Raw genomic sequence first — 23,166 nt, 5'->3', positions numbered from 1 at the left:
CCGGGGCGTCAGGCCCCCGAGACGTTTGTCCCGGCTCTCGTCCGCTACGTGCGACGGTCATCCGCACGCCGAACTGGCGGCGACGGTCATAGCCGACCTCGCCAGGGTCGGTGTCCCGGTGGGCGTCGTCGACCTGGGCACCTCCGAGGACTCCCACGTGGACGCCGGGGTGGCGCTGAGCCTCGGCGGCCCCGGGCCAGGCGTCTCGCTGTCCTGGTACGTGCCAGGCGAGGTCGCTCACTCGGAGTCGGAGGGGAAGGAGAAGGAGCAGGTGTTCGGCGCAGCCGCGACGTTGACGTCGGCCGTGATCAGCATCCTGACCGACTTCGGTCACCGGGTGATGACCCGGTTCGAGGACCCGGGCTACCCCTACCCGTACATCAACGTGCTGCCCGCCGAGACGCCCCGCTGACGCTCCGGTTGGTCCGTCAGGCCCAACGGGACCAACCGGACGGTCAGGCGGGGAGAACCGCGATTGCGGCGGCCTGTTCGTCGTGTTTGCGGAGCATGACGGCGGCGGGTGAGGGGTGAAGTGCGGCCATTCAGCGCGATTCCGCGTCCATGTCCTCAACGAAGCAAGGAGGTCATGCGCGGGACACCGGTACGCATAGGCACGCGAGGCTCCGCCTGGCAAGACAACGCCCAGCACCCGACGCTGTAAGGCCACGTGCTCGCGCTGAGGCTGAGGAGCCATCGCGCCGCTGGTTGCGCCGAGTTCCCTGAGTCGGCATCGGCGCAGTGCTCACTGTCGTTGGTGGTGTCGGCGGCCTGGTCTTCACGGGTATCGCCACGTACTACGGAACTCTGGTCTCAGCAGATCAGTTGCAGCAGTCGAGGGAGGACTCCGCCAACGAGGCTCGGGCTCAAGCAGTGACCTTCTCCTACTGGGTTGAAGGAACGGAGGAAAACTGGACGCTGCACGTCCAGAACCGCTCTGCAGACCCAGTCCCGTCGGCTCTGGTGGCTATGGACGCGGGGAAACGACTTGAGCCGAACCCCTGGCCCGGCAAAGTGGTCGGCCCGGTGGTTCGATATGCGCTGGCAACGACGCGCCTAGGCGTGTATCGAAAGTGCTGGTCGCCGGCGTGACACTGCCTAAAATGGCATGCGATCTTCGCTCGGTCGTGCTGGGATCAATCGCTATGAATAATCACTTCCCTGACGAAGCCGACTTGACGGACAGGATGGAATGGAACCTGGCGGAACACGCCTGTCATCTGCACCGGAGTATGTCCAGCGCGACCGTCACAGAGACCGATGACCTTCTGGTCGCGGACAGCGGCCTGGACGACGACACGTTCAACATCGTCGCCGCGGCCCGCTTCACCGCCGCCGACGCTACGGCCCGCATCACCGAGACCGCCGGGACGCTGGCCGGCACCGGCCGAAGTTTCTCCTGGTGGGTGGGCCCTGCCTCGACGCCGGCGGACCTCACTGCCCGCCTGACGGCGGCCGGTCTGCCGGTGTCCGAACGCGAGACGGCGATGTGGGCCGAGCTGGACGAAACCCTGCCGCCTCCCGCCGTCCCGGGACTGGACATCCGGACGGTGACCACGCCCGAACAGCTCGCCGACTACGCCACGGTCCTCGCCGCGAACTGGAATCCACCCGCCGAAACCGTCCGACGCTTCTTCGCCCAGGCCGCTTCGCAGGCACTGGCCGCGACCTGCCCGGCCCGGTACCTGGTGGGCTACGTGGAGAACCGTCCGGTCTGCTCCGCCGAGGTGTTCCACCACGCGGGAGTCGCCGGCATCTACAACATCTCCACCCTGGCCGCCCACCGCCGGCGCGGCTACGGCGGCGCCATCACGCTCGCGGCCCTCCGTACGGCCCGCGAGCGAGACCACCGCATCGCGGTCCTGCAGGCATCGGCCGACGGCGAGCCCGTCTACCGCCGCCTGGGGTTCCGCTCCTGCGGCCAGTTCGCCGAACATGCCATTACCCCCTGAACCGCCAAGACACCACGGGCTGTCCGTCCGCCATCCCTGAATGAACCGGTCACAGCCACTCATTGATGGCCGCTACGAGGACAGTGGCCTCGTAGCGGCCCGCGAGCTTGTCGTATCTCGTGGCCACAGCCCGGTTCCTTTTCGAGGCGGTTGATGCCGCACTCGACGGTATGCCGAGCCTTGTAGTCCTCGGCGTTGAACTCGGGTGGCCGGCCACCGCGGGAGCCACGCTTCTTGCGGTTGCGCGCCTGGTCGGCCTTGTCCGGGATGGTGCAGCGGATCCCTCGGTGACGCAGGTAGGCGCGGTTCTTGCGGGAGGCGTACACCTTGTCAGCGCGCACTCGATTGGGTCGGACGCGCGGTCGTCCCGGCCCGATGCGGGGCACGCGGACCTTTTCCAGCACGGGTTCGAACTGCGGCGATTCCCCGCGCTGCCCGGCCGTGACCACGATCGACATGGGCTTTTGGCCCTGCTCGACGGCCAAGTGCAGCTTGGTGGTGAACCCGCCGCGCGAGCGTCCCAGCCCGTGATCACCGGGCTCGGTGAACACACCACCCGGCGGTTCCTTCTGCAGGTCGCCTCGCACCCGAGCTCCGGCCGCGTGCTGATGGGCGCGGCACACCGTGGAATCGACGCCGAGGTCCCACGTGATCGCACCCTTTGCGTCGGCCAGGAACTGGAGCCGGGTGAGGACCCCGTGCCAGGTGCCGTCCCGCTGCCATCGGCGGAAGAGGTCATAGACCCGGCCCCACGGTCCGTACTCGACGGGCACATCTCGCCACGGCACACCGGTACGGACCCGGAATCTGATGCCGTCGATCAACTGCCGCCGAGGCCAGACGGGCGGCTGCACGGTCCTCGTACCCTTCGGCAACAACGGCTCCAGCATCGCCCACTGCTCGTCCGTGAGATCTCCCCGCCCCATGAACCGAGATCATTCTCGCTCAAGATCCACTTTCGATACACGGCCTAGCACCCTGCACGGAACTCGTCTACTCACCGAAACAAATCGACAGGGAGATCTCCTGGGTGGGCCGGCTGGACAGGGGCAAAGAGACCATGGTGGGGAAAGTCCTGGCCGTAGCAGAGGTCCAGTACGCCGTTTTCACTGACCGTGACGGCAAGAGCTGGAAGAGAACGGCCAAAACGCTCACGCCGGTGTCGAGGTGATCCCCGTGTACGGTCGGCACCTTCCCGAACATGACGAGACAAAGCCGTCCGAGACGGCCCACGCCCACGCCAAGCGCACCGTGGCGAACTTCTGGGACACTCACACCGCCGCCGTGCTCAGGCCGGGCTTCCTCAGCACCCATCTCGCCCATCTGCTCATTCGCTACCCACGGCTGCGTGTCCTGCTTCCGAAGCCCGAGTAACGCGCTGCGCCTCGGAAGCCGTTCCGTTTCTCCCCCTCCGCGCGGAGATCACGCCTTGCGGCTCTGATCGAGGCAGGGATCGTTCTGCGCATCCGGTGATTCCTTGCCCTCGCCCAGGGCGGTGCGCAGCCAGTCGATGGTTCCCTGCGACAGCAGCTCATCGGCCAGCCGGTTCGCGGTCCCGGTGATGAGCCGTCCGCGGCTGTTGTCGATCCACCGCTGGGCGTTCTCGTACCCCTGCGCCTTGTACTCGATGCCCTGCCCTGGAGCAGGCACTCAAGCTTGTCCGCGTCGCGGGCGCAGACGGCTTCCGCGGTCTCCTCGGCCTCGTACGCCGCGATCAGGTCACGGAACTCCGAAGCCAGAACTTCAGGCATGCCGGCCGTCTGATCAGCGGTCACTTCCTGTGGGGCGCCGGCAGGCGCGTACTTCTTCCCGAGGTGGTTCACGTCCCCGGTCCGGCTCTCCTGCGTGCCGTGCCACACCGCGAGGTCGGCGGCTCGGGCAAGGTCGGCACCCTCCAGCTTCGCGATGATCGTGGCGGTCAACGAGGTGCGCCACGAGTGCTCGGCCACACTCTCGGGATCGCGGACCCCGGCCATCCACCAGCCGGTGCGCCGCGTCTGCTTGAGCGTGCCGGCCTCGTACAGGAAACGGCCCACCGCGGACAGGTCGTCAGCCACGACCCTCTCCTCTCACGCCTCGGCGAGGCGGATTGCGTACCGGATGCCCTCCAGCTCCCGACGCGCCCGCGCCGAGAGCTCCCGGCCTTCCAACAGCACGGGGAGCGAAGCCCGTAGCTCGTTCCCGGCCGGTGCTCCGGGGCGCAGCAAGATTCGGTCGGGCGGTGAGCAGAGTGCACAGAGTGTGGACGTTCAGGTCGAAGAAGCCGTGGTCCGGGTCATGCCGCGTACGAGGGGACGCATCAGTCCGTCGCCGGGCCACGAGCCCGGAGTCGAGGCCGTGATGAAATCGTCGGACAGCTGGATGTGAGGCGTCTCGCCGGTCCAGTACGCCCAGTAGTTGGGGTTCGCCGTCTCGCCCGCGTCGTCGTCGGCGAGGGTTGTGGTGATGAAGTACCCCATCCGGTCGCGGTCGCCCTGTCTGGCGGCGACGGCTGCGACCGAACGGGAGTTGAGCCAGTTCGTCAGCCAGCCGTCAGGGGGCTCGGTCCGCTGTTGGTGGGCCAGCCAGTCGGAGGTTCGAAGGTGTCGGGCGCGTCTTCGTACCCCGCCAGGTACAGGGTCTGGCGGGGTACGCCGGAACATCGGGGGCAACGTCCAGGCGGCCAGTGTCCCCGCCGAAGCCCACGGCCTGCCGGGCCCTTCGGTTCTCTCGCTGCCGTGCGCTGCGCGACTACTTCACGTCGACGAAGTCACCAGTGGCGTTGACTGCGGGAGTCGAGGCCGTACCGGCGAAGCTCCAGCGCCAGTAGCCGTCCTCCACCGCCTTGACCGTGGTCTTCAGCGTGCCGGTGTTGGAGCCCTTCACCGTTTTGACGGTGGTGTATGTGCTGCTGTTCTTCTTCCGGAACTGGAGTTTGACCGACTGGGACGCGTAGCCCGCGTACTTACGGGTGTCCCAGTTGGCCCGGTCCAGCTTGCCCGTGACCGTGAGGGTTCGGCCCTTCTTCACGGGCTCCGGGGAGGCGTTGACGGTCAGTCGCGACAGCCGCTGGAACCTGACCGAGGAGAACGAGTCCCTGAGGGTGGCGCTTCCGTCCTTGGCCCATGCGCCGGCGTAGACCCGCCAGGTCGTGGCGTTGGTGTTCCACAGGTATCCGGGATCGACCGTGATGGTAAGGGTGCAGGTCGAGGTCGTGGAGCTCGCGGCCTTGCACCTGGCCCGGTCCGCGTCCGGGTGGAACCCGAAGTCGTACAGGTTCGGGTTGTTGGCTCGTCCTCGCCAGAGGTAGACGAGGGCGTCGTCGATGCCTGAGGAGTGGGAGGCGGTGATGGAGACCGCCACCTTCTTGGTGGCGGTGGTTCCGAGCACGATCGGCTTTCCACCGTTCACGACGACCTTACTGATCACCGGGGCGGCGTCCGCCCGCGTCAGCGCGAACGAAGGGCTGCTCGCCTGAGAGGCCGGCACGGCGAGGGCGGACAAGGCCAGGGCGCCGGAGACAGCGGCCACAGTGGCACGAATACGCATTTGTTCCCCAAATCTGGTCTATGGATCTACTGACCCGACAGACCAGACCTGGGGCAAACGTGAAAGGTTGTACACAAGGATGAAATCGTCGCGAAGATCGGTTCGAGGCGGCCACTCCCCCGCTCCGCCCCGTCAGTCGGCCCAGCGGTCCCTGGCCAGCTCCGCCGTCCGCGACGAATCTGCCGAGTGCTTGCCGTACCGCTCAATATGGTCGTGGAGGACCTGGTGGTCCGCGGCGGCGCGGTTACGCCGATCGGACCTGCTCCCTCCCGAGTGAGACCCTAGTAGTGCTTCGTCACCTTGGGTGGTCTTGCCTGGTGGTGGGCACCTTGAGGGTGTGAAGTCGGGGATGTCGAGCGGCTCCGGCGTGAGTTGGCGGAGCTGCCGTCCTCATTCGGGATCAGCGCGACCTGCTGCAGCTTCTGCCCCTCCTGATCGGTCGGTCTGCGCACACGGACAGGCTCAGCCACCGCACCTCCGACGGTCGGATCGGACGTCACCGCGCATCCAACCGCCACGACCGCCGACCCGGCGAACCTATGTACTCACAGCACTAGCTGAGCTTGGCTTGGTAGTCGGGCAAGGCAATGGTGCCGACCTTCTTCCCTTCCTTGAGCATCCAGTTCAGAAGAAAGTTCACGCTCAGCAGGCAGTTACGGATGCGGAGACCGGCGGCAGTTCCGGGAGCGAGGAACTTTCCTGTGCGGTCGCCGCCTTTCTGGCAGCCCTGGGCATAGCTACGGAGCGTGCTCTCGTACCGAGTGAAGGCCGCACGGTGGTCGCCATTGGCCAAAGCGAGTTCACCGGCCAGCACATAGGCGGCCACCACGCCGGTTCCCGCGCCCATGCCGCCGATGGTGGCACCGCAGGCGGCGTCTCCGACGAGGCCGATCCGTCCCGTGGACCAGGCATCGACGTCCGCCCGGCTGATCGAGTCGAAGTACAAGTCCGGGACGTACTGCAGGGAGTCAAGCAGCCGCGGCACCTCCCAGCCGAGGCCGCCAAAGACGTCGGCGATCAGTGCCTTCTGCTGCTCCGGATCATGGCGGTCGTAAGCAAGCCGGGGCGCTGCGAAGACGATGAACGCCCTGGCCTTCGCCACATCCCGGTGGTCACCGCCGACGCTGGCGAGCCGGCCCGGCGCGTTGTAGCCGACCGAGCCTCGCCCGACGCCCAGGTAGTTGGGCAGCTGCCATGTGGCGGCGTAGTAGCCGAGATGGCGGACGAACCTCTCCTCAGGGCCGAAGGCGAGCCGGCGCACGTTGGAGTGCAGTCCGTCAGCACCGATCACGAGGTCGAACTCGCGCGGCGTGCTGTGCTGGAAGCTGACCTGTACGCCTCCAGCGGTCTCGGTGAGGCTGGTGATCGAGTCGCCGAAGACGTACTCGGTGTGGGAGAGGCTGTGCTCGTAGAGCACCCGGGCCAGGTCGCCGCGGAGCACCTCCACGTCGCCGCCGGCGAATTCGGCCGGCAGGTGCAGCAACTGTCGGCCGCGCTCATCGACGAAGCGCATCGCTCTGCCGCCGGTCTGGATCCGGCGCAGCTCCGCGAGGACGCCCATGCGCTCCAGCACGGTCAGGTGTGCCTCTCCGCGGAAGTCGACGGCCTGGCCGCCGTCACGCAGGGCCGGTGCCAGCTCAACCACCGTGGGCTTGAAGCCGTAGTGACCGAGCCAGTAGGCCAGCGCCGGACCGGCGACGCCGGCACCGGAGATGAGGACGTTCTTCCCCATGGAACCACTCCTCAAAAAAACTGTGTCCGCCAGACACTGATTATTTATGTGTACGATAGACGCAGTTTCAAGGGCTTGCAAGACGAAGATGGGAGCAGAGAGGTGAGCGACGAGCAGAGCGAGGCGGTACGGCTGCTCTGGGGCCCGCACCCGAAGCCAAAACGCGGCCCCAAGCCGGCACTCAGCCTGAACCGCATCGCGCAGGCCGGCATCGAGATCGCCGACGCGGAGGGGCTGGCCGCCGTGTCCATGCAGCGGGTGGCCGGGCTACTCGGCGTCACCAAGATGGCGCTCTACCGGTACGTGCCCGGCAAAGCCGAGCTGGTCGCGGTGATGGTGGATACGGCGATCGGCGGGGCCCCGCCGCCGAACGAGCCGCGTCGCGACTGGCGCGAGCAACTCGGTGGCTGGGCCCGCCACCTGAGCACCGTCTTCCACCGGCACCCATGGCTGCTGGACGCAACCGTCGGCCCGAGAGTCATAGGCCCCAAGGAGCTGGCCTGGATGGAGCAGGCCCTCGCCGCACTGGACAACACGGGCCTCACAGGGGCCGAGCGGATGGACGCCGTCGTCCTACTGACCGGCCATGTGCGCGGAATCGCCCTCCAGGCTCGCGCAGCGGGTCCTGAGGGCAGCCCTGAAGCTCAGCTCGCCGCCACACTCGGGGAGCTGATGCGGGCGCACGGCGAGCGATACCCCGCCCTTACCGCCGCGCTGGCCTCAGCGGCTGAGTCCGGCGGTCAGGACGAGGCACTGGAGTTCGGCCTGCACCGGATCTTGGATGGTCTGGGCCTACTCATCACCCAGAGGACGAACTGACCCAGCCGCCCGCGCAGTCGAGCACCGCTGCTGGCCCCGGTGGACAACCTCGATGCACGAACGGGGCCGAGGCCAGTCGCTCAAAGCGAGAAGGCCCAGGGGTCGCCGCACGGTTCGGGCTCTTCGCGGTGGAGCATGCAGCGGATGCAGCGCCGGAGTCCAGGTTCACCGGATCCGGCGGCGGCGTTCATCCACGGCAGGGCGTCCATGGCGTGCGCGCGTTCGTCTGTGGCGAAGGTGTCGATGGTCTGGTGGAGGCCCTCGGGGGCGGGTTCGTCCGTGAGACGGAGCCGGCCGATCGCCGCGGCCAGGCGGACTTCGGGGGCCTCTGTCCGGCCTCGCCACCGCTCACGGAACCACCAGACGGTCGGCGGATGTGCGTGGGCCCGGGTGGTCTCCGCGGCGGCGAGAAGCAGGGCGGCACGGACTATGGCGTCATGCTCCGTGGCGCACCTGGTGGCGAGGGCGGTTCGGACCGTGTGGTCGGCGGCGGTGGCGGTGGCAAGAGCGTAGGCGAACGTCCGGAGCCAGATCGGTCATGGTCTCGTCGACGACCGTGGGACACGCGAGCCCGAGCTGTTGGCGCACGCCGGTGGGCATGCACATCCCGGTCGGGTTGTGGAAGTCAGGTATCAGGTAGGCCAAGGCTGTCGAGTGCTGCGAGTTCCCGCTCGGCCCGGAAGCGCCCGTTGTCGGACATGAGCGGGAACAGCTCCACGCGCACGTTCTCCGCGAAGAGCCGCCACCGGCCTTCTGGTGCCTGAGGGAGAACTGCTCGTACCGTCTCGTCGGTGCCGGCACGGGCCAGACCGGACAGCAGCGTGGCGTACTGCGCCGCCACGGTGTCGACCACGTGGGAATCGTCGAGTGCGTCGGCCTCCAGCGGTTCCCCGGGAATGCGGTCGAGCACCAGGAACGGCGCCTCGTCGGTGCCGTGGGCGCCGCGCTGGCGCAGCGGCTCGGGTGCGCGGAAGCCGAGGTCGAGGTCGGCGAGTGCGTGCAGTGCGGCCGCACGCTCGGGCAACCGGGCCTGCCCGGGTGCGGGGCAGGCACACGACACGGTCCGAGCCCATGGCCACGGTGTGGAATTGCCCCTGGCGTACTGCGAGGTCGTCCAGTCCGTCGTCGGGCAGCAGACGGCTCAGGAGAGCGTGATGCGTCGTACGGATGCTCACGGGTGTGACCTTTGGATCCTTCGACGGGTCGGAGGTATGGAGGCGTCGCGTACGTCACTCGGTCTCGGGGTACGTCCTGCTCTTCTCCGTTCTGTGGCGGTTCGGTGTGATCTCACTGTGGTGTGACCGCCCCGTGACCGAGGAGGTTCCGTGCCGTGAACCCGAGCAGTCTGCGCGCGGCCGAGGTGTCGACCGGCGCCGTGCGACCCGGCAGCGGGCGCCGCAGCACGGTGCTGGGGTGGTAGCGGCGCAGTAGTTCCTCCGTCGGGTACGGCACGATGATCTCGGGGGCGCAGAGGTGTACCGAGTGGGCCGCGCGGCCGGGTACGTCCAAGGCCAGCAGCGCGGCCCTCGCGGCGTCATGGACCTCCAGGTACGTCCACAGGTCCCTTGCCCCCGCGGCCGGGTCGGCCGTGAGCCGGGCGGCGTGCTCGTGCAGCCGTTCCTCGAATCCGCCCACGTACGGATAGCGCAGGCACACCACACTCATCCCGTGCCGCCGTGCCATCATCTGCGCTGTCAGCTCGTCGACCTGTTTGGACAGGCCGTAGGGGTCGGCCACCTGGGAGGCCATCGCCTCGTCGACCGGTGCGTACGGTGGATGCGGATCCTCGGCGTCCGTCCAGGGCAGGCCCGTGACACCCCAGGAGCTCGCCACCGCCGCATGCCGGATCCCGGCCCGGCCCGCCTCTTCCAGGACGGTGAAGGTCGAGAGGCTGTTGCCCGCGAAGACCTCGAATGCGGTGTTGCGCGCGGGAGTCGGGATCGCCGCCAGGTGGATGACCGCGTCGGCGCCCTCCAGAGCCGCCCGTACGGTCTTCGCGTCGGCGGCGTCACCGGTCACGACCAGGCGCGCCGCGAGATCACCGGGATCGTCGAGGACCAGGGCGTTGGCCTCGATCCCGCGCTCGGCGAGCAGTGTCAGGACTGCTCGCCCGATCCGCCCGGCGGCCCCGGTGACCATCGCTCTTCGGACCATCCAGTCACTCTCCTGCGTCGTGCTTCTACTCGTAGGCGCGCACGGCGACGACGTGCGCGGACGCCGCCCCGTTGGTGGCTTCGACGACGACCCGGATCGCCGATGTGGTGACCGGTTCCGCCGGCCTGTGCGTCTCGCGTCGTCGCCGATTCTGCGCCGCACGGGCGATGACGCGCCAGGTGCCGTCAGTATCCAGTGCTTCGACGCGGTAGTCGCGAAGGAGGGTGGGGAGGGTGTCGAAGGGCGTGCGGTGGTGGTGCAGGTTGATCAGGTCCTCGTTGACGTCGTCGTCGGCGATGACCTCGATCCGGCCGAGGGCGACCGGTTCGGGCCAGGCCAACTGGAGCCAGGGAGACGGGTCGTCCGCCAGTGGCGCGGAGACCCACATGTGCGGTCCCGCGTACGGGCGGGCATAGCCGTCGGTGGCCCTGGCGGGTGAGTAGGCCGCGGTCTCTCCCGTACGGAAGCAGAAGGTGCGGCGCAGCAGGCCCGTGTCCGTCCACTCGCGCAGCGGCTGCGGCGATTCGTCCGTCGGGCGCAGCGGGACCCGTGTGAAGCACAGGACGCCGGGGGTCGGGCGGTCGGAGCGGTGCAGGGCGAGGGCGTCGTTGGCGCGGATGACGAGGAAGGCGTTGCGCGGGGTCTCGGGGGACCAGTCCAGGCCTGTCTTGAGCCATTGCCGGGCACCGGCGGCGACGGGCAGGGTGGTGGAGGCGACCAGGCGGCGCGGGACGTAGTTCTGGCCGAGTTCGGGGTCGTACAGATCGATCACGATCTCGGTGTCGCGGTCGGCGTCGACGAGCAGCTCCACCCCGGAGAGGTCCGGGTCCGCGGGGAGGACGAGTCCGGCGTCCGCCGCGAGCGGCCACGGCTCGTCGGAGTCCTCGACCGCCAGGCTGCTCAGGGTGGACGATGCGGTGACCGTCGCTCGCAGGGCGAGGTCCTCCGGGTCCGTCGAGGCGAGGCCGATGAGCGAGGCGTCCTGGCTCAGCAGCGCCCGGTGCAGCTCGGGTACGGGGAGTTCGCGCGGGGTGACCTTCCCGGTGGCGCAGAGCGCCGCCGCCGTGCCGGCCGCCTGGCCGATCGTGGCGCAGGTCGCCATGACGCGGGTCGAGCCGAAGGCGACATGGCTGGCGGAGATGTTGCGCCCGGCGAAGAGCAGGTTCTCGGTGTTCACCGAATAGAGGCTGCGGTACGGAATGTGGTAGATGCCGTCCGCGTAGAGCTGTCTGGCACCTGCCTCGGTGGCGTACATGCCCTGCGGCGGATGCAGGTCGATGGACCAGCCGCCGAAGGCGACCCGGTCGGCGAATTCGGTCTGGCCGAGGATGTCGCCCTGGTGGAGCACGTAGTCGCCGAGGAAGCGCCGGTACTCCCGTTTCCCGGGGACCGAGCCCACCCACTCCAGGGTCATGTTCGCCGCGTCGAACTCGCCGGAGTTCTTGATGTGGTCCCAGATGCCGTGGATCACCGCCCACAGCTCGTCGCGGATGCGTTCGTTCTCGTGGACGGTGTCGAGCTCGCCGCCGAACTCGATCCACCAGTACGCGCAGCCGTTGTCGCCCGCCTTGATGATGCGGCGCTGCGGGATGGAGGTCCGGGTGATGTCCTTGGCGAAGTTCGGGGGCACGAACTTGACCGGGTGACCGGCGTCCTTCGTATAGAAGAGGAGGGTGGAGCCCAGCGTGATGTCGTCGGCCGTCTCCGGAGCCCATGCCTCGTCGTACTCGGTGCGCGATTCCCGGCCGATGCGGTGGTGGGCGCCGGCCAGGTGGCCGATCAGGCCGTCTCCCGTGCAGTCGAGGAAGAGGGAGCTCTCGAAACGTATCCGCCGCTCCGAGCCCATCATCCAGCCGGTGACCGAGGTGATCCGGCGGGCCTCGTCCGGGCCTTCGGCGTCGACCTCGCGCACGTCGGTGTTGAGGTAGAGCGTGATGCCGGGCTCGGCCCGTACGGCGTCCAGGACCACGGCGTCCCAGTAGTAGGGGTTCCCGTCCGGGTTGCGGAACTGGTTCTCCACGAGCAGCTCGCCCATGATGCCGCCCTCACGGGCATGGTGGTTCTTGCCGTGGCCGGTCGCGCCGCACACCCAGACCCGGACCTCGCTGCTGGCGTTGCCTCCGAGCACCGGCCTGTTGTTGATCAGCGCGACGCTCCGGCCGAGCCGGGCCGCGGCGATCGCCGCGCAGACCCCGGCCAGGCCGCCGCCGACGACGGTGATGTCGTGAGTTGCGGTTTCATTCCTCATGTCGTACGTCACTTACTTCCAGTCGGGATTGGCGGCGAGACCGTAATAGATGCGCGGGGCACCGTCGAGGGTGAGGGTGACCTTGCCGCCGGAGGCTTTCAGAGTGCGTTCCTGGCCGATGCAGTTGAGCTCCCGCACCGTGCCGTCGACCGTCCCCGAGTGGGCGACGACCGCGGTCCTGGTCGTCCAGGTGTCGATCCAGGGCTCCGGCGACGCGTACCAGGCATCCTCGCCGTGTTCGGGGTTGAGGATGTATCCGTCCTTGCGGCTCCAGAGGATCGACACCGGTCCGCCGGGTGTGGTGAAGAGGAGCCCCTTGATGTCCTGGTCCGCGAAGGCGAGGTGCCGGACGAACTCGGCCTCGTCCAGGACCCGGGCGGCGGTCGCGAAGGCGAGGAGCGAGGGCTTGGCGCTGGTGTCGCGGTTCATCAGGCCGTAGTGGTACTCGGGGTTGGCCGGGTCGGCCTCCTGCGGGTGGTAGAGCACCGAGTCGTGCAGCTGGTACCAGTTGACGGCGCGCACCTTCTCGGACTTGGCGAGAGCGAGGGTGAGCAGTGTGTTCTCGGCGGCGTGCCGGTAGGTGTCGCTCCACCACGCGTTGGGCCGGGTCGGTGCGTACGCCTCGGTGAGCCAGAGCTCCTTGTCGCCGCCGTACTCTTCCAGGACCTGGTTCGCCTTGCGCAGTGCGCCGAGGAAGTTCCAGTACGAGCCGGACGGCCCCTGCGTCCACTCCTCGGGCGGCGGCGCGAAGTCGGGGGTGAAGTTGCCGCGACCGGGGTGGAAGGCGAAGGCGTCGATGAGGTCCCAGCCGCCCGCGTCATGGAAGTTCTTGGTCCATACGTAGTCCATGCCGCCGAGGCCGGCGTTCATGACCTTCATCCGCGAGCCCGCCGCGTCGAGGCGGGTGGTGACCTGGCGCAGACCGTCCCGGACGTAGGCGTCGGCGCCGCGGCCCGACATCCAGGGCTGGTTGACCTCGTTGCTCACCTCGAAGTACGCGGCCTCGGCGTCCAGGGCCTTGGCGACATTCGTGTCGGCCCAGGCCGCGATCTGTTCCGGGCCACCGCCCACGGGGATGCCGCTGAGCTCCACGTTGTGTCCGATGCCGTTCGCGTCCAGAGTCGCGATGTCGATGCCCGGGGCACCCGCGTAGGCGATGCGGATCCACTTGATGCCGAGCGTCTTGACGAGCGCGAGTACGGCGTCCTTGCCGGGCTTGAGCAGCCAGGGGTAGTTGGCGAGGCCGAACATCGACTCCTTGCCCGCCTTGTAGGCGAACTCCGGGAGCACGCTCAGATTCGTGCGAGCCAGCGCCCTGTCACTGCCGCTGACCGCCTCCACCTGGGTGAACACGATGTTCTGCGAGGGGGAGATGACGGGGAAGGCGGCATCCCAGGCGGCGCCCGCCGCGAGGCTCCTGCAGAGCGTTCCACCGGCGATCTTCCTGCCGCCGAAGTCCCGCGCCCACCACGTCAGGGTCACCTTCCTGGCCGCGGCGGAGCCGTTGACGACCTGCGCCTTGAGCGTCATCGTCTGCCCGGCCGCCTGGTAGAGGTTGAACGGCTGGTCGGTCCACACCTCCACGCCGAGGGGCCTCTTGGCGGCGAGCGCTCCCGCCCCGCGCGGCCGCAGATCGCCGAGGACCAGATCGGCCTCGGTGACCGCGGTGCTCGCGCCGGTCGAGGAACCGGGGGAATGGATCCACGTGGCGTTGGTGTTCGCGGGGTTGGTCGACGAGAGGCAGAAGAAGCCCTTCGAGCCCGCCCACGTCTCCACGTACGCGCCGCCCGCGTTCACCTCGTACGGAATGCCGCCCCGGGCGTCCCGCTCCCAGACGGTCAGTGCTTCGTACGACTCCGCCGCGCTCGCTCCGTACACCGTGCGGGAGAACATGAAGCCGGCCGGTGTGAGCGTGCTGGAGCCGCCGACCTCCCACTTCATGTGTGCCTTGCGAGGGGTGACGTCGAAGATTCCGCGGACCGTGACTCCGGGCGTGCCGCTCGCCATCGTGTACGTGATCTGGATCGCGGGCCGCCCGTCGGGGAGCGTGATCCGGGCGGGCGTACCGCCGAAGGTGCGCTGCTGGCCGAGCGCGGTGTCCTTGATCATGAAGTGGCTGAGCAGGATGCGGTCGGTGCCCGCACCGTCCTGCACGAGGACGCTGCCGTCGCTCCGGCCGACCAGGATGATGCCGTCGGCCTCGATGGTGACCGGCTCCGCGGCGTACGCGGGAACGGTCGGCAGCAGGGCGGCGCCGGTGGCGGCGGCCGTGCCCTGGATGAATCCGCGGCGGGCGACTGACATGGAGGTGCCCTTCTCTTGTTCGGGGTGTTCGGGATGCTGTACGTGTTCGGGATGCTGTACGTGTTCGGGATGCTGCGCGTGTTCCGGATGCTCCGCGTGTTCCGGATGCTCCGCGTGTTCCGGAGCGGAACGTGCGGTGGGGGAACCGGGGCCCGGCCGTCGGCTCCGGAGGGACTCAGCCCTTGACTCCGGTGAAGCCGAGCCCGGCGACGATGTACTTCTGGCAGACGACGAAGACGAGCACCGGCGGGGCGACGGCGAGCACCATCGCGGCGATCAGCTGGTCCTGGGGAGCCTGCGTGGCGAGCTGGGCGAGAGCGACGCTGATCGGCTGCTTCTCGGGGTCGGTGATGGCCACCAGCGGCCAGATGAAGTCCTTCCAGGAGTGCATCACCGCGAGCAGACTGATCACGGCGAGCACCGGCTTGCTCATGGGCAGCACGATCTTGGTGAGCAGTTGCCGGGTGCTCGCCCCGTCGACCCGCGCCGCGTCGAACAGCTCCTTCGGCAGGGCGTCGAAGAACTGCTTGGCGAGCAGCACCGTGAAGGCGTTCGTACCGGCCGGCAGCCAGATCGCCCAGTAGGTGTCGCCCAGGTTGATGTGCAGGAACGGCACATCGATCACGGTCATGAAGAGGCTGACCATGTTCACCGTGTACGGCACGAACATCGTGGCGAGGATCGCTCCGTAGACGACCTTGCCGAACTTCGGCCTGAGTACCGAAAGGGCGAAGCCCGCCGTGGCCGAGACGAAGAGCTGCACGAACCACGATCCGCCGACCACCAGGAAGGTGTTCATCAGATAGCGGCCGACACTCAGATCGGTGTACGCCGCCGAGAAGTTGCCCAGGGCCGGCCGGTCCGGCCACAGGGCCAGGGGCTGAGTGGTGAGCTCGGTGGGCGGTGAGACCGCGCCCTTGACCATCCAGTACAGCGGTCCGATGCCGATGAGCAGCAGCAGGATCAGGGTGAACACCTGGATGGAGCGGACCGCGGCGCGCACGCCGGGGCGCTGGCGGTCGCTGGTGGAGACGAAGGTGGTGAGCGTGGTCATGACGTGCTCCAGCTGCGGGTGGCCCGCAGATACACCGCGGAGAGCAGGGCGAGGGTGAGCACCATCAGGAAGGAGAGCGCGGCGGCCTGGCCGTACTCGCCGTCCTGGAAGGCGTACCGGAAGATCAGCAGCAGGACCGTGAGGGTGGAGTTCTCGGGTCCGCCGCCGGTGAAGATGTACGGCTCGGTGAAGACCTGCACCGTGTTGATCAGCTGGACGAGCAGCAGCAGTCCGATGACGGACCGCAGCTGGGGCAGCATCACGTGCCAGATCCGCCGCCAGATCCCGGCGCCGTCCACCTCGGCGGCCTCGTAGAGTTCGCCGGGGATGCCGACCATCGCCGCGAGGTAGATCAGGACGGCACCACCCATCCCCGCCCAGGTGGCCTCAAGGACCAGCGAGAGCATGGCGCTGTCGGAGGACTCCAGCCACGAGTAAGGGCCGAGCCCGACCTTGCCGAGGACGTTGTTGAAGAGCCCGCTTCCGGGATCGTAGAACCACTTCCAGAGCAGGATCGCCACCACCGGCGGGATGACCACCGGCAGATACACCAGGAAGCGGTAGACGCCCGCGCCGCGCCGCACCGTCGACATGATCGCGGCCAGGATCAGCGGCGCCGGGAAGCCGATCAGCAGGCCGAGGACCACGAAGAACAGCGTGTTCCCGATGGCGGTGCCGAGCAGCGGATCGTCGAACAGCGTACGGAAGTTGTCCAGGCCGACCCAGACCGCGGGTTCGACCAGGTTGGTCTTCTGGAAGCTGATCAGCAGGCTGCGCACGATCGGCCACCAGGCGAAGAGCCCGAAGACCAGCAGCGCGGGAACGAGGAACAGCCAGGCCGTGAGCTGTTTGCGGGCGCCGGTGCCACGCCGCCGCTGCGGCAGGGCCGGCGGTACGGGCTCCTTGGACACGGCGGCCGGGCGCCGGGAGGGAGTGAGCAGGGCCATGGGCGGGCTACTTCTGGTCCGCGGCGAGCTTGGCATTGACGTCCTTCTCGGCCGAGGCCAGCAGGGCGTCGATGTCGGCGTCGCGCTTGGTGAGCACAGCCTGGACCACCGGGTCGAGCGCGGTGTACAGCTTCTGTGCCTGGTACGGCGGCTCCGGCTTCAGCTTCAGCGTGGAGAGACCTTCGATGTACGGCTTGAAGTTCTGCGGCTTCACATTGACGTACGGCTTGATCGCGGCGTCGATCTCGGTCTGCCGCTTCTTGTCGAAGACCGGCAGTGTCGGCACGCCCACCGCGGACTTCGGGTCGGCGGAGAGGGCCTTGGCCTGCTCGGCGGCGATGTCGGTGCTGTACTGCGGCTTGGCGTAGGCGAAGGTCAGCCACTCGACGGCGGCTGCCGCGTGCTTCTTGTCGGCGGACTTCGGGACCATGTAGATGTCGCCGCCGGTGAGTGTCGCGTCGCCGCCGGACTGCGGCATCGGGGCCGCTCCGAAGGCGTCGGTGTTCTCCATGCCGAACTGCATCTTCGCCAGTCGGTACGTCCCCGGGCTGCCCATGAACATGCCGACCTGCCCGGCCGCGAACTGCTTGATCACGTCGTTCTGGTTGTTGAGGAGGGTCTTGCCGAGCGAATCGTCCTTCCAGCGCATGTCGCTGAGCAGCCGCAACGCCTTCTTCGTCGGCTCCCCGGTGAGCGTGGCGGTGTACGTGCCGCCCTGTTCCTTCTCCAGCTCGCCGCCGAAGGCGTACGACAGCATCGCCAGCTGCCAGCCGCCCTGGTTGTCCTTGGACTCGTGGACGAAGCCCGCGTTGCCGGTGCTGTCGCTGATCTTCTTGGCGGCCGTCCGGACTTCCGCCCAGGTGGTCGGCGGCTTGTCGGGGTCGAGGCCGGCCTTCTCGAAGAGCTCGCGGTTGTAGACCAGGCCCTGGGCGTACGGATTCTGCGGTACGCCGTACACGTCGCCGGCGCTGTCGGTGAGCGGCTGGAGGACCTGGGGGTTGAACTCCTTGAAGTGCTTCCACTCCTTGAGCTGCCCGGTGATCGGCTGCACCTGCTTCTGCTGGATGAGCCGCTGCGGCTCGGTCAGCGGCACCTTGATGACGTCCTCGACATTGCCGCCGGACAGCTTCGCGGAGAACGTCAGCGGGTCGAAGACCGTGGTCGACCCCTTGACCTTGATGCCCGGGTTGGCCTTCTCGAAGTCGGCCACCTGCTTCTTGAACAGGGCGACCCCCGGCTTGTCGGTGGCCGGCGGCATGCCCTGCACCCGCAGCACGAGATCGCCGTCCCCGCCGGCGCTGCTCGGGGTGAGGGAGGAACAGCCCGCGAGGGTCGCGGTCAGCGCCATGCAGCCAAGTATGGCCGCACAGCGGGAGTTTCTGGGCATAACGGCTCCAAGAAGGGCAGGAGTGGGCTCGGTGCGGTGCAATGCGGTGCAGTGCACTGCGGTGTTTTGTTCGTTGGGGTGGTGTGCGCCGTGGATCAGTGGGCGGGTGCGGGGCCCGTCGAGGCGCGGGGGATCAGGCGGGAGCCGATCTCCACGAAGGGGGCAGCGACGTCACGTCCTTGTCCAGTACGTCCTGTCGTGCTCGCGATCGTCTCGATCAGGAGGTCCCCCGCCCGCGTGGCGATCTCCTCGGGGTCGATCCTGATCGTGGTGAGGCTGGGGGTGGAGACGGAGGCGAGCAGTGTGTCGTCGATGCCGATGACGCTGACGTCGCGCGGCACGCTCACTCCGAGGTTGGCCATCTGGTGCAGCACACCGAGGGCGACCAGGTCGTTGTGGGCGATCACGGCCGTCGCTTCGTGGGCGGCGACGAGGGTGGCGGCGTGCACGCCCGTCTCGAACCGCGGCTCGTACGGGCCGAGCTCGGACAGGGAGAGGTCGAGCGCCTCGAAGGACTCCTGGATGGACTTCCCGCGGCTCAGCTCGGCGCGGGACGCGTTGATGAAGACGCAGCGCCGATGACCGTACGCCTTCAACTGCTCGGCGGCCTGCGCGATGCCGGCGGACAGTGAGATCCGGACCTCGGGGATGCCCGGCACATGCCGGTTCACCACCACCAGCGGCATCCGGCCCGCGAGTTCGTGGAGCCGGTTCTCGGTGAGGGTGGAGGCCCACAGGATCAGGCCGTCGACCCGCTTCGACACGGCCGCGATGGCGGCCAGCTCGTCCGCCTCGCGCTCGTCGCTGTCGGCGACCAGGACCGTGTAGCCCAGGTGCCGGGCGCGGGCCTGCATCGCCTTGATGATCGGCGGGAAGAACGGGTTGGCGATGTCCGGGACGATCAGGCCGAGTGTCCCTGTGCCGCTGCCGCGCAGTGAACGGGCGGCCGGGTTGGCGGAGTAGCCGAGCTCGGCCGCGGCGTCGAGGATGCGCTGCCGTGTCGTCGGCTGCACCTGGCCGGGTGCGGTGAACGCACGGGACACCGTCGACACCGAGACGCCCGCGGCGCTCGCCACCTCCCGGATCGTGACTGCCACGGACGGCCTCCTTGTCGCTTGAGCCGGGGGAACCCGGTCGTCTCGCATCTGGATCCTGCAAGTTCGGTTGATGTTTGCGAACGTTCCCATGACGTGTCAAGACACGTGTCAGGACTATTTCATCCAGGAAAACCTTCTGCATGCACGGGTCTTGTGCTTCGGCCCGACTACTGCTGATGATGTGCCCTCAAGAACAGCACTGAAATTGCGGGAACGTTTTCATAGAGGAGTGGAATGAAGATCACCGGCCTGGAAGTGCTGACTCTCCCCGACCACGGCGACAGCATGATGCTGGTCGTGGTCGACACCGACGAGGGCATCCACGGTCTGGGCGAGGTCGGCATCAGGTCACGCCAACGGGCGGTCGCGGGGGGTCTCGAACACCTGGCGGAGCTGATCGTCGGCGAGGACCCGCGACGGATCGAGCACCTCTGGCAGGTGATGTTCCGGCGCGGGTTCTTCCCGGCCGACCGCATACTCGGCGCCGCCATCGCAGCGGTGGACGTGGCCCTCTGGGACATCCGCGGCAAAGCGCTCGGCGTACCGGTGCACGAGCTCCTCGGTGGACGGGTGCGTGATCACGTACCCGCCTATGTGCATGTCGGCGACGGCTACCACGACCGCGCGGGGTTCCTGGACCGCTGCCGTGACCTGGTCGCCGAGGGCTGGCGCCATCTGCGGTTCGCCTCGCCGCACGACGCCGACGGCACGCTTGACGCCCGCCGCTGCCTGCGCGACTCGGTCGACCTCTTCCATCAGGTGCGGGACGCGGTCGGCGACGAGGTGGAGCTGATCCTGGACGTCCATACGCGCCTGGATCCGCCGGAGGCGCTGACCCTGTGCCGGGAGATCGAGGCGGCCCGCCCGTACTTCGTCGAGGACCCACTGCGCTGTGAGAACCCGGACAGCTACCGCATGCTGCGGGCCCGCACCGGCGTACCACTGGCCGCAGGTGAGCAGTACGGCTCCAAATGGGAGTTCAGGACGCTGATCGAGGACGACCTCATCGATTACGCACGCGTGGACGTCGGGGTGGCCGCGGGCCTGACCGAGGCGAAGAAGATCGCGGCGATGGCGGAGACCCACCACATCAAGCTCGCCACCCACAACCCGCTCGGCCCGGTCACCGCCGCCTCCTCGCTCCAGCTCAACCTGGCCTGCCCCAATGTGGCGGTCCAGGAGCACCAGACCGACCTCGAACCGGCGATCGCCGCCCTCTTCACCGCCCGGCCGACGATCCTGCCGGGGCGGGTGGAGCCGAGTGAGCTGCCGGGCATCGGCATCGGCATCGACCGGGAGGAGGCGCGGCGGTACCAGGCCGCGGCGGCCGAGCGCCCGCACCTGCGCACGGCGGACGGGGCGTTCACCAACTGGTAGCCGCGTGCGGCCGGAAGGTGCGGGCGCTTGACGTGGCCACCGGCACGGGTCCGGACCTGAGCCGGATCGCGCAGGACCTGCACACGGCCACCCGGCGCGTACCCGGACCTGACGATCCGCGCACCCCCTGACAACGGGACCTTCGCATCACCGTCCCGGCGGGCCCATGGCCCGCATCCACACACTGAGCACGATCTCCGACTCCAGAAAGTGAGGCGAGTTCCGTCGTGTCGTTCGGAAGAACCGCGAGACCGGTCCGACTGGGCCTGGTCGGCATAGCGTTCATGGGCGTGCTGGTTGGCGTGTCGGCGACGCCGGCCGGCAGCCAGGAACGCGAGAAGCTACAGGTGACGGTGGTGTCGTCGCGGCCCGGCACGGTGTCGGGGGACGACGCCCTGATACGGGTCGAGGTGCCCGCCTCCATAGCGGCCGACACGGTCCGGGTCGAGGTGGCGGGCCGGGACGTGACCCCGAGTTTCCGGCCCTCCGGCGACCATGCGCTGATGGGCGTGGTGAAGGAGCTGACCCGGGGCGACAACAGGCTCACGGCCAGGGCCCAGGGCGCGGACGCCGGACAGCTGACCCTGAAGAACCACCCCATCACGGGGCCGATGTTCTCCGGGCCGCACGAGCAGCCGTTCGTCTGTGACACCGCCGCGTTCAAGACGGTCACCGGCGCCACCCTCGGGCAGCCGATCGACGAGGACTGCTCGGTCGAGACCCGCGTCGACTACATGTATCGCACCACGGCCGGCACGTTCGTTCCGTTGCCCGACGAGAACGCCCGGCCCGCCGACCTGGCGACCGCGACGACGAGCGCGGGCAAGAAGGTGCCGTACATCGTCCGCGTGGAGACCGGCACCATCAACCGCGGCATCTACGAGACGGCCGTGCTGTACGACCCGAACGCCGGTACCCCCGACCCGCTGGAGCGTGGGCCGGGCTGGAACGGGCGCCTCGTGTACGGCTTCGGCGGGGGCTGTGACGGCGGCTGGTACGTCCAGGGCCGCAACACCGTCGGCATCATGAACGACACGTATCTGAGCAAGGGCTACGCCGTCGCGTCCTCCACGCTCAATGTCTTCGGCAACAACTGCAACGACGTGCTGGCCGCCGAGACCATGAGCATGGTCAAGGAACACTTCGTGGAGACGTACGGAGTCCCGGCCTTCACCATCGGGAACGGCTGCTCCGGCGGCTCGTACCAGACCCACCAGATCGCCGACAACTACCCGGGCCTGCTGGACGGCATCCTCTCCGGCTGCAGCTTCCCCGACGTCGGTTTCGGGACGATCCAGACGCTCAGCGACGCCCGGCTCCTGAACCACTACTTCAAGGACGTCGCGCCGGACGCATTCACCAAGGAGCAGCAGAGGGCGGTCTCCGGGTTCGGGAAGTGGGAGAGCATCGGCAGCCTGGCCAGGGCCGGCGGCCGTATCGACCCCACGGTGTTCTGCCCGGCCCAGCTGCCCGCGGGACAGCGCTACAACCCCGACACCAACCCGGACGGTGCCCGGTGTGACGTCTACAGCCACACCGTGAACGTCTACGGCGAGGTACCGGAGACCGGGAAGGCGCGCAGGCCGCTCGACAACACCGGTATCCAGTACGGACTCGACGCCCTCAACAAGGGGACGATCGACATGGACCAGTTCATCGACCTGAACCGGCGCATCGGCGGCCTCGACGACGACGCCAAGCCCGCCGCGGAGCGCACCGTCGCCGATCTCAAGGCGGTACGGCTCGCCTACCGCACGGGCCGCTTGCTGAACGGCGGCGGCGGCCTCGCCGACATTCCGATCATCGACTACCGCGACTACACGGACGACGCGGCGGCCGGCGACATGCACATGCGCTTCCAGTCCTTCTCCACCCGGGCGCGCCTGGACAAGGCCAACGGCACCCACGCCAACCAGGTCATGCTCACCCGCTCCAGCGGGCACGGATTCACTCTCGCCGGGATGCTGGCCGACATGGACCAGTGGCTCACCGGCATCAAGGGAGACGCCGGCGACGACGCCCCCATCGACAAGATCGTCCGCAACCAGCCGCAGGGTCTCACGGACGCCTGCTGGACCCGTGGCATCGGTGCGAAGAAGATCGTGGAGCCCCAGGTCGAGGGCATCGACAACACCGAGTGCAACACCCTCTACCCGGTGTGGACATCGCCGCGGATGGTCGCCGGAGCGGATGTGGCCAACGACATCGTCAAGTGCCGCAAGCGTCCCGTCGTCCGCTCCGACTACGAAGTGCCGGTGACCGACGGCCAGTTCGAGGATCTGAAGTCGATCTTCCGAACCGGTGTCTGCGACTGGTCCCAGCCCGGGGCGGGGCAGCAGGGCCTCGCCGGTACATGGCTCTCCTTCGACCAGCAGTGACGGGTTCGCGGTAGACGACCCGAAGCAGGGGCAGGTGCGGGCAGGTGCGAACTCTCGCCTCGATGCCAGTGGCGGTGGATCCCCGTGTTCGCCCAGGTCGGCACCTGTCCTCCTTCGGGTCCTCCTTCGGGTGGGCGAAGCTGTGCACCTCCAGGTCGTACCGGGCCGGTCCGGAGGCGTTGTCCGAAGCGG

The 23,166-nt window shown here is 68.4% G+C and carries 17 protein-coding genes and 2 pseudogenes; 6 read left to right on the top strand and 13 right to left on the bottom strand.

Features of this window, described 5'->3' with window-relative positions; all coding sequences use genetic code 11:
- Positions 1–25 precede the first annotated feature (25 nt).
- Positions 26–412 carry a hypothetical protein gene (locus tag GA0115234_RS03330; protein WP_093539309.1) on the top strand — a complete coding sequence of 129 codons (387 nt, stop codon included), beginning with the start codon at positions 26–28 and terminating at the stop codon, positions 410–412.
- Between the two features lie 772 nt (positions 413–1,184).
- The gene (locus GA0115234_RS03325; RefSeq protein WP_093539308.1) at positions 1,185–1,949 is read left to right on the top strand and encodes a GNAT family N-acetyltransferase; all 765 of its coding nucleotides are present in this window, start codon (positions 1,185–1,187) and stop codon (positions 1,947–1,949) included.
- Between the two features lie 49 nt (positions 1,950–1,998).
- Here GA0115234_RS03325 and GA0115234_RS03320 read toward each other — a convergent pair.
- A protein-coding gene (locus GA0115234_RS03320; RefSeq protein WP_107405769.1) for an IS5 family transposase occupies positions 1,999–2,875 on the bottom strand; the annotation gives its coding sequence in 2 pieces (ribosomal slippage) (positions 1,999–2,091 and positions 2,093–2,875; 876 coding nt in all).
- Positions 2,876–3,125: 250 nt separating this feature from the next.
- Here GA0115234_RS03320 and GA0115234_RS03315 point away from each other — a divergent pair.
- A complete protein-coding gene (locus GA0115234_RS03315) occupies positions 3,126–3,323 on the top strand; it encodes a hypothetical protein (protein WP_141718383.1) in 198 nt (65 codons plus the stop codon).
- A 48-nt stretch (positions 3,324–3,371) separates the two neighbouring features.
- Here the strand turns inward: GA0115234_RS03315 and GA0115234_RS03310 are convergent.
- The 4 genes and pseudogenes from GA0115234_RS03310 to GA0115234_RS03290 form a co-directional block, all read right to left on the bottom strand.
- Positions 3,372–4,006 (bottom strand): annotated as a pseudogene (locus GA0115234_RS03310) (HD domain-containing protein).
- Between the two features lie 192 nt (positions 4,007–4,198).
- Entirely contained in the window at positions 4,199–4,408 is a 210-nt protein-coding gene (locus tag GA0115234_RS43175; RefSeq protein WP_237541058.1) for a hypothetical protein, read from the bottom strand.
- A gap of 271 nt (positions 4,409–4,679) precedes the next feature.
- Entirely contained in the window at positions 4,680–5,477 is a 798-nt protein-coding gene (locus GA0115234_RS03300) for a DUF5707 domain-containing protein (protein ID WP_093539306.1), read from the bottom strand.
- 553 nt (positions 5,478–6,030) lie between these two features.
- Positions 6,031–7,209 carry an FAD-dependent monooxygenase gene (locus GA0115234_RS03290; protein WP_093539305.1) on the bottom strand — a complete coding sequence of 393 codons (1,179 nt, stop codon included), beginning with the start codon at positions 7,207–7,209 and terminating at the stop codon, positions 6,031–6,033.
- Between the two features lie 102 nt (positions 7,210–7,311).
- Here GA0115234_RS03290 and GA0115234_RS03285 point away from each other — a divergent pair, with 102 nt between their 5' ends.
- Positions 7,312–8,028, top strand: a complete 717-nt coding sequence (locus GA0115234_RS03285) for a TetR/AcrR family transcriptional regulator (RefSeq protein WP_093539324.1) — start codon at positions 7,312–7,314, stop codon at positions 8,026–8,028.
- A gap of 643 nt (positions 8,029–8,671) precedes the next feature.
- Here the strand turns inward: GA0115234_RS03285 and GA0115234_RS03275 are convergent.
- The 8 genes and pseudogenes from GA0115234_RS03275 to GA0115234_RS03240 form a co-directional block, all read right to left on the bottom strand.
- Positions 8,672–9,203, bottom strand: a pseudogene (locus GA0115234_RS03275) (phosphotransferase); the annotation flags it as partial.
- Between the two features lie 112 nt (positions 9,204–9,315).
- Positions 9,316–10,182: an NAD-dependent epimerase/dehydratase family protein gene (locus GA0115234_RS03270; protein ID WP_237541057.1), complete on the bottom strand. Its 867-nt coding sequence runs from the start codon at positions 10,180–10,182 to the stop codon at positions 9,316–9,318.
- A gap of 25 nt (positions 10,183–10,207) precedes the next feature.
- Positions 10,208–12,430 (bottom strand): FAD-dependent oxidoreductase, encoded by a 2,223-nt coding sequence (locus GA0115234_RS03265; RefSeq protein WP_093539323.1) that lies wholly within the window; start codon positions 12,428–12,430, stop codon positions 10,208–10,210.
- Positions 12,431–12,442: 12 nt separating this feature from the next.
- Positions 12,443–14,734 carry a hypothetical protein gene (locus GA0115234_RS03260; protein WP_093539303.1) on the bottom strand — a complete coding sequence of 764 codons (2,292 nt, stop codon included), beginning with the start codon at positions 14,732–14,734 and terminating at the stop codon, positions 12,443–12,445.
- 175 nt (positions 14,735–14,909) lie between these two features.
- Positions 14,910–15,788, bottom strand: a complete 879-nt coding sequence (locus GA0115234_RS03255; protein WP_093539302.1) for a carbohydrate ABC transporter permease — start codon at positions 15,786–15,788, stop codon at positions 14,910–14,912.
- Positions 15,785–16,735 carry a carbohydrate ABC transporter permease gene (locus tag GA0115234_RS03250; protein ID WP_093539301.1) on the bottom strand — a complete coding sequence of 317 codons (951 nt, stop codon included), beginning with the start codon at positions 16,733–16,735 and terminating at the stop codon, positions 15,785–15,787. Before GA0115234_RS03250 ends, GA0115234_RS03255 begins: the two co-directional genes overlap by 4 nt.
- A gap of 7 nt (positions 16,736–16,742) precedes the next feature.
- The gene (locus tag GA0115234_RS03245) at positions 16,743–18,083 is read right to left on the bottom strand and encodes an ABC transporter substrate-binding protein (protein ID WP_161275559.1); all 1,341 of its coding nucleotides are present in this window, start codon (positions 18,081–18,083) and stop codon (positions 16,743–16,745) included.
- 134 nt (positions 18,084–18,217) lie between these two features.
- A complete protein-coding gene (locus GA0115234_RS03240) occupies positions 18,218–19,219 on the bottom strand; it encodes a LacI family DNA-binding transcriptional regulator (protein WP_256088586.1) in 1,002 nt (333 codons plus the stop codon).
- Positions 19,220–19,453: 234 nt separating this feature from the next.
- Here GA0115234_RS03240 and GA0115234_RS03235 point away from each other — a divergent pair, with 234 nt between their 5' ends.
- Entirely contained in the window at positions 19,454–20,596 is a 1,143-nt protein-coding gene (locus GA0115234_RS03235; RefSeq protein WP_093539298.1) for a mandelate racemase/muconate lactonizing enzyme family protein, read from the top strand.
- 284 nt (positions 20,597–20,880) lie between these two features.
- Complete coding sequence (locus GA0115234_RS03230; RefSeq protein ID WP_237541055.1) at positions 20,881–22,974, top strand: DUF6351 family protein; 2,094 nt, start codon at positions 20,881–20,883, stop codon at positions 22,972–22,974.
- Positions 22,975–23,166: the final 192 nt, after the last annotated feature.

The sequence above is a fragment of the Streptomyces sp. DvalAA-43 genome, assembly GCF_900091725.1.
GTDB lineage: Bacteria > Actinomycetota > Actinomycetes > Streptomycetales > Streptomycetaceae > Streptomyces > Streptomyces pulveraceus.
Note: the sequence above shows the minus strand (reverse complement) of the source record. Positions and strands in the feature narration are given on the sequence as shown.